This window comes from Bacillus sp. AF62 (assembly GCF_050312695.1).
GTDB lineage: Bacteria > Bacillota > Bacilli > Bacillales > Bacillaceae_G > Bacillus_A > Bacillus_A cereus.
The window spans coordinates 1-15,151 of record NZ_JBNPJZ010000062.1 but is presented as its reverse complement, the minus strand read 5'-3'; the positions used below and the strand labels follow the sequence as shown (position 1 = coordinate 15,151).

Sequence of the window (15,151 nt, the reverse complement as noted above, 5' to 3'; positions counted from 1 at the left end):
ATAAGCTTGGCAATTAGATTTATAACTTGTAGAAAAATACTAAATTAAAATGAAGCGAATAAATATAATTGGAGCCTTTTAATGTTGGTGTTAAAAGATAATCTAAACTTGTAATGTTTATGAGAAATTGCAAACAGATCTCATCTCTTGTATTTGTTTATAAAAATGATTATTTTGATTCATTTTCTTCTAAAACACCCAAAAATAGAGAAGTTGACGAGCTTAAGATTGTAGTATTCGAAAAATCAGTAGTTTAGTTAAACCAATACGATAAGCAAGTATACCGTGTTACTAATGAAAGAGGACCTGATATGAATATCAGGTCCTCTTTCACCACATAATTATTTCACTGCTTCTTTCAGTTCTTTTCCAGCTTTAAATACCGGCGCCTTAGCAGCAAACAACTTGTAGGAATCATTATCTAACGTTTTATTCTTCTCTACCGATTTAACTTCTCGACAGCCTCTGCACTTGTATCTACACGTTTAACGAAAAAAACTAATAGTAGTGCAACAACATTCATGCCAAGCGCTACATAGAATGAATACTGAATTCCAGATAATAAAGCCTTTTGAGTTACTATTGCCTTCGTAGTTTCTGTGAAGGTTGTTGGATCTATATCAGACATTAAACTTTCAACTTTTGTTTTTGTTACAGAATTCATAATCGTAACAAGAATAGCCGTACCAATCGAACCGGACACTTGTTGAGCTGTATTATTAACAGCTGTACCGTGCGGATTTAAACGAGTTGGTAATTGATTAAGACCATTTGTCATAAGTGGCATCATCACCATCGCCATCCCAAACATCCGCAGTGTGTAAATAAGAATAATATGTGTGTGACTAGAGTCGAGTTGCAGGTTTGCTAGCATATAAGTTGAAACGGCTGTAATGGAAAGTCCTACTATACCAAGAATACGAGGACCATATTTATCAAATAGTTTACCTGTAATTGGTGACATAATCCCCATTATTACCGCACCTGGAAGCATCATCAGCCCAGAGCTCAGCGGTGAAATACCCCGGACGTTTTGTACATAAGCTGGGGTTAAAATCATACCCGAAAACATGGCCACTGCATTAACAATTGCAATTACAGACGCAAGTGCAAACATTGGGTACTTGTAAACACGTAAATCCAATAACGGCTCATTCATTTTTAATTGACGAATAATGAAAGCAATTAGGGCAATAGCGCCTATGATTAAGGTTGTTAAAACAACTTTATTTGTCCAACCATCGGAGCTCGCAGAACTGAATCCATATAACAAACCGCCAAAACCGACAGAAGATAATAGTAATGAGAGATAATCAAGTTTTGCATTTTTGTTTTGTTTCATGACATTCTCAGATTTCCAAATCCCTAACAGTAAGCTAATGATTGCTAACGGTAAAATCATTTCAAAAAGCAAACGCCAGTCATAATACTCTACAATATAACCTGATAGTGTCGGTCCAATTGCTGGAGCTGTAATCATAACTAGTCCAAAAATCCCCATTGCTGTTCCCCTTTTTTCTCTTGGAAAGCTTACTAGCATAATATTCATTAACAAAGGCCCCATAACTGAAGAGCCTGCCGCTTGAACCATCCGACCAGTAAGTAATAAACCAAAATTCGGCGCTACAGCCGCTAAGGCAGTACCAAGAATAAAAATCAACATAGATGTAATAAATAGGCTTCTATTCGAGAAACGCGTTATTAAAAATGCTGATGCCGGAATTAATATACCACTTACAAGCATATACCCTGTAGAAAGCCACTGGATCGTTGAATAATCTTGAATGTCTAAATCTTTCATTATTGATGGCAAGGCTACATTTAAAAGCGAGTTATTTAGAAATGAAACAAATGCCCCAATAAAAAGAATTACAAGCATTAAATATGGTGGTTTTCTTTTATGTAATGTTTCACTCATATATTTAATTGCCCCTTCATTATAAATTTCATTAATTCATTTAAATCGTTTACATATTTGCACAAGAAAACATTACCCTTGCAGTATTTTGCCAAACTCTTCGAATGGATATTCTCTTTTTAGCAATTCCACTTGCTCAACATACCATTTTAAAATCTTTTTGTTGATGAAACCTTTATAAAAACGTTTGTTAACGGAATTTAAATTAGGCTGAAATATATAAAAGAAGCAACTGAAAATACCCTTCTAAAATAAAGTGAAACTTTAAATCAACAAGTCCACACACCCATTCCTTTAAATACAGGCTTGTAGATCTAGTTATGTAACCATCCATAAAAAGGAATATTACATAGGCTAAGTCTAACATTACATTTTTAAAGTGAGGAGAATAAGCGTATGCACCAATATTGGTATTTGAATTCAAAGGGAAACGGAGAACAATATACTAACCAAATTTCATTATATTCACAGCCCGAAATAACTAAATCTAAGGTAATGAATGATTTGAAGATTCCTGAGAATTGGAGTTATCGAGTCTATCCAGTTAGTTGGGATTCATCAGCCAATTATACGGGATTCAATCCCCAACCTCCTCCCTTCTCTTGGGGGCAGCAGCCAATCAATTATGCAGGGATAATACCACAAGGTCATCCTGCCAATTGGACTCCATTACCAGGCCATGCAGGTTTTAATTTTCAAAAACCTCCCTTCCCCTGGGCCCAACCATTCAATCATGCAGGGATGTTTGCACAAGGTCATCTTGCCGCTTTATTATCTCCGCCAGCCAAGCCTTTTCATATCAATACCAATAACTCGGGTGTTTTTGGAAACCCTCCAGGATGGGGTAGTCCGTGGGCCCCAATGGGATGGGGAAATAACGGAGGTAACGGTCAGCTAGGAATGCTTGGAAACTTATTTACAGCAGGAAAAAGCACCATGAGTGGAATAGGAATGATTAGTAGTCTAATCGGGATGGGGAAATTCTTCTTTTAGTTAATTAAAGTGATAGAATTGGTCCGCAGCTCAGACATTCCAACAAAATATTTCATTTTCCATTGATTTAATGTTTTCAAACATGTACTCCTCAATATATTTATTGTGCGCTTCCAATACTCCATCCAAGTTCGTCTCCTTGTCTTTCAATTTATAAAAAAATCTGTTGTAACTCTTTAGACAACAATTCCAGTTCATACAAAATCAATAAGTTCACAACAAAAACGCTATCCTTTCCTATGATTATAGGGAAAGAATAGCGTTTTTGTTACGTAACGATTAAGTTGTTTCATTCTTATTTATTCAATAATTTCATTGTCATTTCTCTGCATTTTTAGCCTGATAGCGATATGATTATACCCCGTAAAATGCCATTTCTTTTACTTATGCTTTGCTAAAAATTCTGTTATGCGACGATATACATATATTTCATTTTCTTTTTTTGAAAATCCATGCCCTTCATCGTCTAATACTAGGTATTCTACATCTACTCCTTGTTCTTGCAACGCGTGAAAAATTTGATCCGATTCTTCCTTTACAACTCGTGGATCATTTGCCCCTTGGATGATAAGGAGCGGTTTATTCATTTGATTTAAGTAAGTAATTGGTGAATCTTGTATAAGCTTATCTTTATCATTATTAATATCACCTATTAAATTAACTGCAAGCGGTTTCCAATTTTCAGGCATAGATTCGATAAAACTAAATAAATTGCTAGGTCCAAAAATGTCAATGGCTGCACGGAAATACTCTGAATGACGCCCGTGAAGCAATAAGGTCATATATCCTCCATAACTACCGCCCATAACAAATAATTTATCAGGAGTTGATATCCCCTGTTCAAATAACCATTCGATCCCTGCTACACAATCTAAACGCGGTGCTTCTCCCCAATCACCTTCAATCATTTTTGTAAACGTTGAACCATATCTTGTACTACCTCTAAAGTTTGGCGCAAAAATATTATATCCCTGCCTTAATAAATATTGAAATAATGCTCTGAAATCTTTCGTCTCAGCACTTTGTGGACCACCATGAGGCCAAAATATTGTATATCCGTTTTGTACTTCTCCTTTCGACCGGAATAATAATGCTTCTATGTTTAATCCATCAAAAGAGGCATATGTTATAACATCCGGTTCAACAAAAGAAGATTCAGATAGACCAATAACATAGTTTTTTGTTAATGCTGCCCATTCTGTATCTCTATTCTTCTTGTAATAGATGTTTGCTGTTTTCGTCGCACTTTCACCTAGTAAATATAAATTTTCCGATTTTGTAATTTCAATTTGACTTATCGTATCTACCGGAGAATTCAATAGAATTAACTCTTTTTTATCCCATACAAATTTATATAACCTATCTGTAACACCTTTCGACGAAACAATGTAGCCATTTTTTGTTTCAGCATGCCATTTTATATCGGATATATCTTCCTTCTCTATTTTACAGATTGGTTTGAATTCCTGTTTATTTAAATCAAAAGAAGCTACATAGGAAAACTCTTCTTCATAATTTGTAACGAAAATCACTGTATTTTCATCAATATAAGAAATAGAGCCTACAGTATGTTCTTTCTCACTTGAAGGTACTAAACAAATAAGTTCTTCTCCCTTTTTTACATATCCTACATTATACGTATTACTATATGACTTTAAAACAATGTAACTTGATTCATTCGGACTTACTGCCTCTACATATGTAGGTGTCTCCACACCAGTTAACAACAGCGTATCTTCTTTTGTGCGTATATTATAACAACGAGAGTTTAAGAACATTGGGTTATCTTTACTTGTGACATAGTATAATCGTTCCCCATCCTCTGTTAAATGCACAAAGTAATCCTTTTCTGTCTCTCCTGCTGGAATCAATTCAAGCAATCCACCACCCTCTGGTTTTAATGCATAAATATGATAATTTTCATCCCCATCTTTATCAAATCCAGCTAAAATAAATTGATTTAAAGAATCCGTTTTAATAAAATTGCTTGATTGATTACAATATGTTAATGGATAAGGGGATAAATTGGGTAAATCCATCGCCCATAAATTAGAATGACCATTTAAGTTTGTACTAAAAATTAATTTCCCTTCATCTTCACTAACTGTAAACCTACCAATACTATAGGATCTAAAAAATTGTTCAGCATCTTCCATAGGAAATTGAATCATCTTTCTTCCTCCACTCTACCTTATATCTAAAAATTCAGAACATCTTATATATAAAGATTCTACATTTTCCTATTTATCCCTTTTTGGTTTTATTTAGATTTACTTCTCACTCTATATTTCTTACTAAATGGTTCACTTCTATTATGATCTTTCTTTTAAGATGTGAAATACAAATACACCCCATAAACTACAAATAAGATTAATAGAATAGAAATGCCGAGTACCGTATATATGATCCATTTTAAATTTGAGTTCATATAATCCTCCTCCTACTCCCCGACAATTCCAGTATATAACAAAAAAGCATTGGTTACCCAATGCTTTTTACACTTACGCAAATAGAGACGTATTCGCATATAAAGCTGGTGAACCACCTGAATGTACGAATAAAATATTTTCTTCCTTATTAAATTTACCTTTTCTAATTAAGTCGATTAATCCCGCTACCGCCTTACCTGTATACACTGGATCAAGTAAAATACCTTCTGTTTTCGCAAGTAACTGAACTGCCTCTACCATTTCCGGCGTTGGTAACGCATAGCCTGGCCCTACATATTCATCAAAGCACGTAACAGCGTCGCGCGGGATAAAGTTTGGAATACCAACGTGTGCTGAAGTTTCATCTACAAGTTTTGCTACTTTCTCTTCTTGCTCAGCTTTTCCTCTACTTACGTTAATCCCGATTACAGGAATATGGCTTTGTGTTCCAGAAAAACCAGTAATTAAACCAGCATGCATACCGCCGCTACCACTTACACAAACAACTGAACTGAAATCAATTCCTTGCTCAAATGATTGCCCCATAATTTCTTGCGCACAAGCAACGTATCCCATAGCGCCCGTAGGGTTTGATCCACCAACTGGAATTACATATGGTGTACTACCTTTTTCACTTACTTCTTTTGCTACTTTATGCATTTCTTCCATCAGGTCTGCTCCGTTCGGTACAACAATGACATTCTCAGCACCTAATAAGTGATATAAGAAATAGTTTCCGTTAAAGTTTCTCTTCTCTTCTGGCTCAAGCCCTTCCTCTAATACAAGAATACATTTCATTTTTTCTTTTACCGCAGCAGCAAGTGTCAGGCGGCAATGATTTGACTGAATACCACCAGCTGTAATTAACGTATCTGCACCCTTTTCCTGTGCATCTGCAACTAGAAATTCTAACTTTCTCGTCTTATTGCCACCGGCTGTTAAACCAAGTAAATCATCTCGTTTAAAATAAATAGTCGGGCCACCAAGTGCTTCAGAAAAATTGTTTAACTTTTCAATTGGTGTATATGATTCTGTATATTTTTTTCTCGGGAATTTAGCTAAATTCATTGTAACGCTCCTTTTGTACTTCTTTCACAATATATGTAACGTTACTATTATTACACGTAAAAATGGTGAAGTCATCTTTCTCGGTTAAAAATGTATTAGAATTTCATTTTGATAAGTAAAACCGTATTAATGATTTTAACTTAATTACGGTACATGAAATTTATATCAATGATTTTTTAAATATATCGTTCATTACTTACAATATATCAACGATTTTTCAAATATATCGATCGTAACTTGCAGTATATCAACGATTTTCTTAATATATCGATCTATCGACAAAAAACGACAGACAGGCAACCCCTTTCTCATCAACAAAAAAAGAGCCCACACATTCAAATGCAGACTCCCTCCAATCACTTATTTACCGAAAAACGAAGTAACTGTGTTAATCCCGGCTCTAAATTCATTTCACCTTTATGGCGTACGTATACGACTTTATCTCCATCAAATTTCGGAGGATTTGCTTGACTATACGTATGCCACTCATTCGTTCCTTCTATAGAATACTCCATATATTCATTTGCACCGACAATTATATTTTTACGATCATCTGCCGTTACATTTGGTGCCATCTGCGCAATTTTTGAATCACTAATTAATAACTTCTTTATATCCTTATCACGTTTGTAATCGTAAGCTGTCACAATTACATCGTTACCATATGCTTTCACTTGTAACCCTTGTTTAAATGAATAGCCATCTGGAGCAGTTTTCTCTCCTCCATTTGGTCCTGCTGACATCCAGCCTGTTTCAATCCCGCCCGTATTTACAACAGTGAAGCCTTTTTCATCTCCGCCTGTAATTTTCTTTTTACCAGCCCAGTCAGGTAAGTTTAAATCCCAATGTGTATGACTCGTGAAGAAAACAACCTGCGGATAGTCTTTTAATATATCGTACAATTTATCCACGTTTAAATAATCTTGTAAATATGGTGATTGTCTTGATCCAGATACTGTATCAGGTAAAACGTGATGAGAGAAAATAAAGATTGGCTTATTTTTATCTTTTTGACTATACTCTTCTAAATTTTGTTTTAACCAACCTAATTGCTCATCACTCATATATACTTCGTCCCACATTTTTGAATCGTGGTATTTCATATATTTTTCAGTTCCTAAAAATAAAAGTGGATAGCCATCTAATTCTTTTTTATGATATACCTTTTCTTGTCCACTAAATTGTAAGTAGCGACCAAATAGTGTTTCTTCCGTTACACCATTTGGCCATGTACTTTGAGAGAGTTTCCCATCCGCTGTCCATTTACCAGCATAAAACTCATGATTCCCAACAGTAGACCATACATTTTCTGGATGCTTATTTTTATTTAACACACGCTTTACATCATCATATTGTGACTGTTGTCCAGTCGGCGTTATATCCCCATTGATAATAAGCGCTCTAGAAAGTGGCGTCACTTTGTTCATATCTTTTAGCACATGATCAAAATCCCCTAAATCCCCTTGAATATCACTAATAACGTTAAAAGTTGTAGCTGATTTTCGGACTTGCTCTTTCCCTTCCGCATGCACTGAAAACGTCGGTAATAATGCAGTCATAACTGCTAACGAAGCAACCGTCTTTTTCATACAAATTCTCCCCCTAATAATAGAATGTACAAACTGACACGTTCTGCTTTCTCTTAGGTGCTTGTCCAATTCACATTATAGGGGGCGATTGTAAAGATTAATGGAATAAAAAATTAAGTGTTTTTTAAGAGGTTTTGTCTTTTTTGCACACTCCACAATTAGCAATTCGCGCCAATCTAGCTTTTTAGTCTTTAACATTACATAAATGTAAATTTTGATGTTAAATCTTTTATTTTCATACGTTGTTTTTTATTACTTCTAATTTTCGGGAAAAATCCACTAATTAATAATGTTATAATCCATACCATTATTAGAATAAAATTTATTGTATTACCGGAATTCAAGCTGAAACCCCTCCACAAATAGGCAGCACAAAAAACGAGAATAGCAGTAATAATAAGTAAAAATGTCCTAACTACTAATCCGATGTAGGATTTCTTCTCTTGCTTAAAAATGAAAGTTCTTCTACCTTTGTACAATCTAATTACAAATAGTAGCAAGTATACACCTAGTGTGGCTCCAATAACAATTGATGTAATGGAGTTGTTGTTTCTCTGTTCAGCTAGAGGGAAGTAACTTTCAGGTAATTTTCCAGTTTCCTGTTCAATCCATGCATGGTAAATATCCTGTCGTAAGTCTATACCACCTTCACCATTTGTAAGGATTACCAATCCATCCTTTGTATTAGGAATGAAACCATAAAAAGAATGCCAGCCTCGATTGTCACCAGAATGATAAAGTAATTTCCATTGATTAGATAGTTTTTTTTCAAATATACCTAAACCATTCTCCCCTAATACTGGCTTTTGCATTTCTTCAACACGTTCACTTTTGATGACACCACTCCCTTTATTATTTGCATCCATGCTTGCAAGTATCAATGTCATCATATCCGTAACATTTGTCTTGAGGCCTGCAGCAGCCTGTTCGGTAAATTGGTAACTAGGGAGCTCCTCTCCAAAATATCCATAGCCTTTCGAAAGGTTAGGGTTTTCAGGATTTTGTAAAAATGAACTAGAGTTCATTCCCAAAGGTTTCATAATTTGTTCTTCCATATAACGATTAAACGGTATTCCAGTAACCTCTTCAATTACAAGTTGTAAAATTGTATATCCTCCACCAGAGTATATTGTTTCTGAACCTGGTTTATTGGTAACCTCCACTGGTTCATTAAGCCATCCTTTTCCAGACAAAGACTCCTCGATAGAATCAAGATGTTTTCCTGGTGCAACCCCAAGGTATCCTTTATGTGCAGACAGCCCTGCTGTATGGCTTAACAATCTTCTTATCGTGACTTCATTATTATTAAACTCTGAATTAGGTAATTTCCATTTGGTTAGAAATTTTCCAACGGAGTCATCTAGTGATAAACGACCTTCATCTACAAGATGCAAGATTCCCCACGCTGTAAGGCTTTTAGATATGGAACCAGCCTGAAACACAGTATCATCACTCACCGCTTTTTTTGTCTTTTTATCTACATAACCGTAGTTAAGTGTATAAGCAATACGCCCCTCATGTACAATCCCTATTGCAACCCCTGGTACCTCATAATTCTCCTGCCATTTTGGTATCTGTTCATCCAGCTTTTTTTTAAAGTTTTCTATACTCCTATCAGTCAATGTACCCGATTCTGCCCTCGCTATTTTCATAAACCACACTTCATTCGTAATTAACATACAAATAATTAAACATAAAATACCTTTGCATATTATCGACGCTTTTTGTCTATTCTTCATTTGTCCTACCCCTTTTTTCAGAATATTCTTTCCGTCACTCAGAATATCCCATTCATTTATCTAATTCTATCGATTTTTATTACTTAACCTTACAAAATTGTAATAAAAATCAAAGTTCTACATACTTAGGGGTTTTACTGTTCTTTATTCAAGGGCAGTGAATGTAATACAAAAAAGACACAGAGATTCCTCCCCATGCCTACTAATTTCCTACCTTTTTACCGCATGTACATAATGTACTGTCTCAAAAGCTTCTAAATAATCGTTTCGTCCTTCAAAATATAATACATCAATATCCTCTGGTGATAAATGCTCATAAATGAGTAAGCCCGCCTTCTCTAACAGTGCTTCCATTTCAGCATAAGAATAACATGACTTCATCGGTTCTCCGCCTACCACTGCCATTTTTACCATATTTTCAACTCGGTTAGACAACCCTTTTTCCGTAAATAAGTTTTCATCGGGATAATCGAAAACGATAGAACTCCCTTCTGGAATCATCTCAAACAAGCACTCTATTAAACTAGCAAGTTCCTCTTTCGTTAAATAGTACGTAACACCTAAAAGGCTAAAGAAAGTCTTTTTATGTTCAAATCCTTCATTGCGTAACTGTTCATAGGAAAATCCTTTCGTAAAATCCATTGAAACAAAATGAAGGTTATTTGGAACTTCAAGTTCTACTTCTTTTATTCTTTCCTTCTTAAACGCCTGTGTAGAAGGATGATCCACTTCAAATATTTCTATTTTATTTTCTAATTCTCGGTGTCTAAAACTGAACGTATCTAAGCCTGCACCGAGTATGACGTATTGTTTTGCTCCTAATGTAATTTCATGTAGTAATACTCTTTCACAATATGCCGCACGTGCTAAAGGTGTTGGTGATAACTGAACTTGCGTAATCCATTTTAATATTTCTTTTGGATTGTCTTGAAACTGCTCTGCAATGTCTTTATTGAAAAAGTGAATCCCTTGAACCATGTTCGTTTCAATATTGTTACGTTCTTTTTGTGAAATGAAATCTTTAGCTACATAATCATCAAAGATTTTAGGATTATCAAATTCACTATGATACGCCCTTCCGAAAGCTGATACTAACGACGTTACACTTGCTTCACCTTGTTTCACGCACATACACTCTCCTTCATTTTCACAACAAAAATAGGGTTCCCCTGGCCAGGAGAACCCTATTATACACCTTATTTTTATATTGGTAAATTATATCATAAATAAGTTTTTTTGTCAAGTTTTCAACCTACTAACGCTCCAACAATTTGTGTAATCTCTAGCAGGAAGACTTCGATCTACACCGAATATTCCAGTTTATAACAACACAAATGGAGGGCGTCATGAAAAGATTAGTCATCATTACAGTAGGGAAAACACACAGTGGAAAAACTACATTTGCAAAAGAGCTAGAAAAAGAGTTACCTAATTCTTTTATTATGGACCAGGACAACCAAGCTGAATTTATTAACACGCATTATGAAAAATTACAACCGACAGAAGGATCAAATACACTAAAGCACAGTCTTTCAAAATTCATTGTTGATTATGCGAAAGAACATACAAATTTACACCTTATTATTTGTAACTCAAATAGAAGCCTAAACGGACGAATGTATTTGCTAAATGAATGGTTTAAGAAGGAGGAACATATACGCGTATTAGTTCACTTTGACATCCCAGATGATGTACTTTATGAAAGAGTGGCCCTTAGTAAACGAAGTACAAATATTTTTAGGGGAAACTATTCCAGTTTCAAAGAAGTCCTCCACCGCCAACAAGTTGAATCACTACATGAAGACGTAGTAGATCCTATAGAAAACGAGGCTGATTATTTGTTTGTTATTCGTAACAATAAGGATGTAAACTCTACTATATTAAAAATTGTCCATCTTGCTAAAGAGTTCTCCCCTATCCGAAATAAGAGATTATAAAAATTACATAATCATAGATTATTATGCAAATACTTCCTCTAGACGGCGCAGATGGTATATAATGATGGAAGAATCTACTTCTATATGCTCAATTTTACACAAAACAGCTCATGCATATGAAAGAAAAGAGGTACAAAAATATGAAAACAAAACAAACAATTGCTGCGTCTACACTAGCTTTAGCAATGATTGCTGGCGCGAACTCTGCTCATGCGGAAGTAAATGATGCTACTCCTCAGCAAAGTACGGGAGATCGATTAGCTGAAATTAAGCAACATAAACAAGAGTTAGATGCGAAATTACAGCAACACAAAGAAAACGTGGATCAAACATTAAATAAACTTAACAAAGTTAAGGAAAATGTTGATACTAAGGTGAATGAACTACATGAACGTAAACAAGTTGCTGATGAAAAAATTAACGAGATTAAACAACATAAACAAGAGTTAGATGCAAAACTTCAGCAAGACAAACAAATCGCCGAAGATAAAATCGCTGAAATTAAAGAGCATAAAAAACAAGTAGAAGATAAAGTTGCTGAAGTAAAAGAGCATAAACAAAATATCGATAACAAAGTGAATGAGATTAAAGAACATAAACAAACTGTCGATGAAAAAGTGAATGAAATGAAGCAACATAAAGAGAACATTGATCAAAAGGTTAATGAACTTAAGGAAGTTAAAAAACAAGTAGATGAAAAATTAGCTGAGTTAAAGAAAGCGAAACAAACTGCTGAAGACAAACTCGCTGAACTAAAAGAAAACAAGCCGAATACTGGTAACACGTTAGAGGAACTTAAGAAAATTAAAGGCAATTTAGACAGTCTTTCTGCTAACTTAGAACTAGCTAAACAAGATGTAAAAAACAAACTAGCTGAATTACAAAAGGCTAGAGAAGATTTACTAAATAAAATTAACGAAATTAAACAATCGAAACAAACTGTTTCAGACGATTTAACAAAGAAAAAACAAGACTTAGATATTAAAATCAACGACTTTAAGCATACTGAGAAAAAAATTGACGACAAATTAGCTGAGTTACATACAACGAAGCAAAATGTTGATAACAAGATTAATGAAGTATCACAGTCTAAACAAACGCAAGCAGATAATGGTACTAAAAACAATAACGCTAAAGAACTTCCTAACGCTGGTAGCGAGCAATCAAACAATATGGCTCTAGGAATGCTATCTGTATTAGGCGGGATTTTATTACTTACTCGTAATAAAATTAAAACGTTATTCTCTAAATAAATCCATTAAAAAAAGGAAAACCGCACATACAGGTACGGTTTTCCTTTTTTTATATTAACTGTCCATCTCGAAGCGTCAATATACGATCACATACATCAAGCATTCTTTCATCATGTGTAATCATAATTGCTGCTTTTTGGCTCTCTTTCACTTCCCGTTTCATCATTTCAACAACTTCACGTGCGCGTTTTGAGTCTAAGCTTGCCGTTGGCTCATCCGCTAATATTAAATCTGGGTTGTTCATGAACGCACGAGCAATTGCTACCCTTTGTTTTTCCCCACCAGATAGTTGATTTGGATAATGATTTTTTCTTTCTCCTAATCCAAATGCCGCTAATAAATGATCCGCACGCTTTTCTGATTCTTGTTTACTTTCTTTTTTTAGCTTTGCAATGTAAAGCAATTGTTCTTTCACATTTAAATATGGAACAAGATTTGCGAACTGGAAAATGAAGCCGATTTTTTTCAAACGAATGTCTGTCATTTCCTTTTCTGATAGCTTCGTAATATTTTGCTCACGAATGTAAATATCCCCTTTTGACGGTGATAATAGTGCACCCGCGATTGATAATAATGTACTTTTCCCTGATCCAGAAGGACCGACGATTCCGATAAACTCTCCAGCTTTCACATCAAGCGACATCGGATGAAGGGCTGTTACTTCCGTATTCCCTTCTCCGTACACTTTACTTACTTTGTCTAATTTCAATAATGAAGTCATTACATCCCGCCTCCAATTGCTTCTAATGCATCAACTTTTAATACTTGGTATAACGAAATAAGTGTTCCTAAAATACTAATTACGATAAAGATTGCTGCGTATTGTGCAATCATCGGTGTTGTTAATAAGAACGGCATACCCACTGGTAAAATTTGTTCTAATCCTTGTACAAGCACGATACTAATTACCATCGCAACGACTGATAAGAATAACGCCTGTACGACTAAACTATTTGCTAAATACGAGTTCTTCGTACCAATTGCTTTTAATACACCTAATTGCTGTGTTTTTTGTAGTGTAATAACATAGAAGAATACACCGATTAATAACGCAGCGATCACAAGTAAGAACGCAATGATCATCGTTAAAGTTCCTTGCTCTTCTTTAAATCCTGGAATACTTTGCAGTACTTCTTTTTTATCGATAACGTGAGCATTTTTAATTTCTTTATCTGTGTTAAGTGCAATTGCACTATAATCTTTTTGGTTTGGTTGTGAAATAGATCCCCATACGTCTTCATTTACATAAACGACTGGTGTATGGCTAAACATTTGATCTTTCGTAAATCCGACGATTGTAAATTCTTTCTTTGAAACAGGATCGATAATTGTATCCCCAATATCGATTCCTTTTTCTTTAATTGATTCATCAGCAACCATTTCATTATTTGCTGTACCTAATTTCTCACCTTTTACAATGTTCGGTTCTAAAAATGAATCGCGTTCACTTGAAAAAATAGCGATATCAACCTTTTTCGAACTATCTTTCTTTTCATATGTTGAAACTTTCACACGAAACGGAACTGCCTCTTTCTCGCCTACTTGACTTACTACATTATCTACATCGTCTTTCTTAATTTGTGAACGAAGTAATTTATTTTCCGCATCATCTGCTAAAACGAACTTATTTGCCTCCATATTTTGAATCGATGAAGCATTATCATATGATAATCCATTTGCTAATCCTGAAATAACAAGGACTAAAAATGATAGTAACACCATAATGAGTCCGATTAATCCGTATCTTAATTTTGATTGTTTCAATTCACGCAGAGCTAAAAACATTTCGCTCGCTCCTTCCTCTCTCTTTCTATGCACTAATCATAAAAAAGAAATATGAACGGAATATGAACAGAAGATTACAGAGTAAAAAAAGAAATTTTCTGAAAGTATTGAAAATAAATAGAATCCTTGATACAATTCAGTCAAATAATATTGACCGAGTAATTTAATTCAAGGAGTTGATCATGTTGAAGCCCGTATTAACACTAACTACTTATAGCCAACTAAAAGCATTAAGCGATCCACTACGTGCCGAAATGATGATACGTCTATGCGAACGTCCTTATACTGGACAATTACTCTCTGAGAAATTCGGCATTTCAAGGGCGAAAATTCATTATCATTTAAAAGAATTAGAAAAGAATGGTCTTAGAACCTGTTTAAAATCTTTTTAATAAAATCGCTACACCTGCCAATAAGCAACTCTGTCTGCTATTTTCAAG

11 protein-coding genes and 1 pseudogene are annotated in these 15,151 nt (G+C 34.7%); 4 read left to right on the top strand and 8 right to left on the bottom strand.

What is annotated here, in order from left to right; translation table 11 throughout:
- Positions 1-439: 439 nt before the first annotated feature.
- Positions 440-1,918, bottom strand: coding sequence for a DHA2 family efflux MFS transporter permease subunit (locus ACQRBL_RS14185; protein ID WP_023522461.1), 1,479 nt, complete (start codon positions 1,916-1,918; stop codon positions 440-442).
- Positions 1,919-2,314: 396 nt separating this feature from the next.
- Between ACQRBL_RS14185 and ACQRBL_RS14180 the strand changes: the two genes are divergently transcribed.
- Positions 2,315-2,911, top strand: coding sequence for a hypothetical protein (locus ACQRBL_RS14180; RefSeq protein ID WP_023522462.1), 597 nt, complete (start codon positions 2,315-2,317; stop codon positions 2,909-2,911).
- A 380-nt stretch (positions 2,912-3,291) separates the two neighbouring features.
- Here the strand turns inward: ACQRBL_RS14180 and ACQRBL_RS14175 are convergent, their stop codons facing one another.
- The 5 genes from ACQRBL_RS14175 to ACQRBL_RS14155 form a co-directional block, all read right to left on the bottom strand.
- Positions 3,292-5,082 (bottom strand): S9 family peptidase, encoded by a 1,791-nt coding sequence (locus ACQRBL_RS14175; RefSeq protein WP_411996541.1) that lies wholly within the window; start codon positions 5,080-5,082, stop codon positions 3,292-3,294.
- Between the two features lie 330 nt (positions 5,083-5,412).
- Complete coding sequence (locus tag ACQRBL_RS14170) at positions 5,413-6,408, bottom strand: D-cysteine desulfhydrase (RefSeq protein WP_097920659.1); 996 nt, start codon at positions 6,406-6,408, stop codon at positions 5,413-5,415.
- Between the two features lie 356 nt (positions 6,409-6,764).
- Positions 6,765-7,997: a DUF4073 domain-containing protein gene (locus ACQRBL_RS14165; protein WP_411996542.1), complete on the bottom strand. Its 1,233-nt coding sequence runs from the start codon at positions 7,995-7,997 to the stop codon at positions 6,765-6,767.
- A 197-nt stretch (positions 7,998-8,194) separates the two neighbouring features.
- Positions 8,195-9,736, bottom strand: a complete 1,542-nt coding sequence (locus tag ACQRBL_RS14160) for a serine hydrolase domain-containing protein (protein WP_097987350.1) — start codon at positions 9,734-9,736, stop codon at positions 8,195-8,197.
- Positions 9,737-9,946: 210 nt separating this feature from the next.
- A complete protein-coding gene (locus ACQRBL_RS14155) occupies positions 9,947-10,867 on the bottom strand; it encodes a class I SAM-dependent methyltransferase (protein WP_078993926.1) in 921 nt (306 codons plus the stop codon).
- Positions 10,868-11,082: 215 nt separating this feature from the next.
- Between ACQRBL_RS14155 and ACQRBL_RS14150 the strand changes: the two genes are divergently transcribed.
- On the top strand, positions 11,083-11,673 hold the full coding sequence (locus tag ACQRBL_RS14150; RefSeq protein WP_098376955.1) for an AAA family ATPase: 591 nt from the start codon (positions 11,083-11,085) through the stop codon (positions 11,671-11,673).
- A gap of 140 nt (positions 11,674-11,813) precedes the next feature.
- A complete protein-coding gene (locus ACQRBL_RS14145) occupies positions 11,814-12,926 on the top strand; it encodes an LPXTG cell wall anchor domain-containing protein (RefSeq protein ID WP_411996543.1) in 1,113 nt (370 codons plus the stop codon).
- Between the two features lie 49 nt (positions 12,927-12,975).
- Here ACQRBL_RS14145 and ACQRBL_RS14140 read toward each other — a convergent pair whose 3' ends face one another.
- Both ACQRBL_RS14140 and ACQRBL_RS14135 read right to left on the bottom strand, forming a co-directional pair.
- The gene (locus tag ACQRBL_RS14140) at positions 12,976-13,647 is read right to left on the bottom strand and encodes an ABC transporter ATP-binding protein (RefSeq protein WP_000202606.1); all 672 of its coding nucleotides are present in this window, start codon (positions 13,645-13,647) and stop codon (positions 12,976-12,978) included.
- Positions 13,647-14,711: an ABC transporter permease gene (locus ACQRBL_RS14135; RefSeq protein WP_023522472.1), complete on the bottom strand. Its 1,065-nt coding sequence runs from the start codon at positions 14,709-14,711 to the stop codon at positions 13,647-13,649. Before ACQRBL_RS14135 ends, ACQRBL_RS14140 begins: the two co-directional genes overlap by 1 nt.
- A gap of 185 nt (positions 14,712-14,896) precedes the next feature.
- Between ACQRBL_RS14135 and ACQRBL_RS14130 the strand changes: the two are divergent.
- Positions 14,897-15,079 (top strand): annotated as a pseudogene (locus ACQRBL_RS14130) (ArsR/SmtB family transcription factor); the annotation flags it as partial.
- Between the last annotated feature and the right edge of the window lie 72 nt (positions 15,080-15,151).

Bases quoted from the DNA above. Each gene is read 5' to 3' on its own strand.
- ACQRBL_RS14180 (WP_023522462.1), top strand. From the start codon at position 2,315: ATGCACCAATATTGGTATTTGAATTCAAAGGGAAACGGAGAACAATAT.
- ACQRBL_RS14185 (WP_023522461.1), bottom strand. From the start codon at position 1,918: ATGAGTGAAACATTACATAAAAGAAAACCACCATATTTAATGCTTGTA.
- ACQRBL_RS14145 (WP_411996543.1), top strand. From the start codon at position 11,814: ATGAAAACAAAACAAACAATTGCTGCGTCTACACTAGCTTTAGCAATG.
- ACQRBL_RS14165 (WP_411996542.1), bottom strand. From the start codon at position 7,997: ATGAAAAAGACGGTTGCTTCGTTAGCAGTTATGACTGCATTATTACCG.
- ACQRBL_RS14140 (WP_000202606.1), bottom strand. From the start codon at position 13,647: ATGACTTCATTATTGAAATTAGACAAAGTAAGTAAAGTGTACGGAGAA.
- ACQRBL_RS14155 (WP_078993926.1), bottom strand. From the start codon at position 10,867: ATGTGCGTGAAACAAGGTGAAGCAAGTGTAACGTCGTTAGTATCAGCT.
- ACQRBL_RS14150 (WP_098376955.1), top strand. From the start codon at position 11,083: ATGAAAAGATTAGTCATCATTACAGTAGGGAAAACACACAGTGGAAAA.
- ACQRBL_RS14160 (WP_097987350.1), bottom strand. From the start codon at position 9,736: ATGAAGAATAGACAAAAAGCGTCGATAATATGCAAAGGTATTTTATGT.
- ACQRBL_RS14170 (WP_097920659.1), bottom strand. From the start codon at position 6,408: ATGAATTTAGCTAAATTCCCGAGAAAAAAATATACAGAATCATATACA.
- ACQRBL_RS14175 (WP_411996541.1), bottom strand. From the start codon at position 5,082: ATGATTCAATTTCCTATGGAAGATGCTGAACAATTTTTTAGATCCTAT.
- ACQRBL_RS14135 (WP_023522472.1), bottom strand. From the start codon at position 14,711: ATGTTTTTAGCTCTGCGTGAATTGAAACAATCAAAATTAAGATACGGA.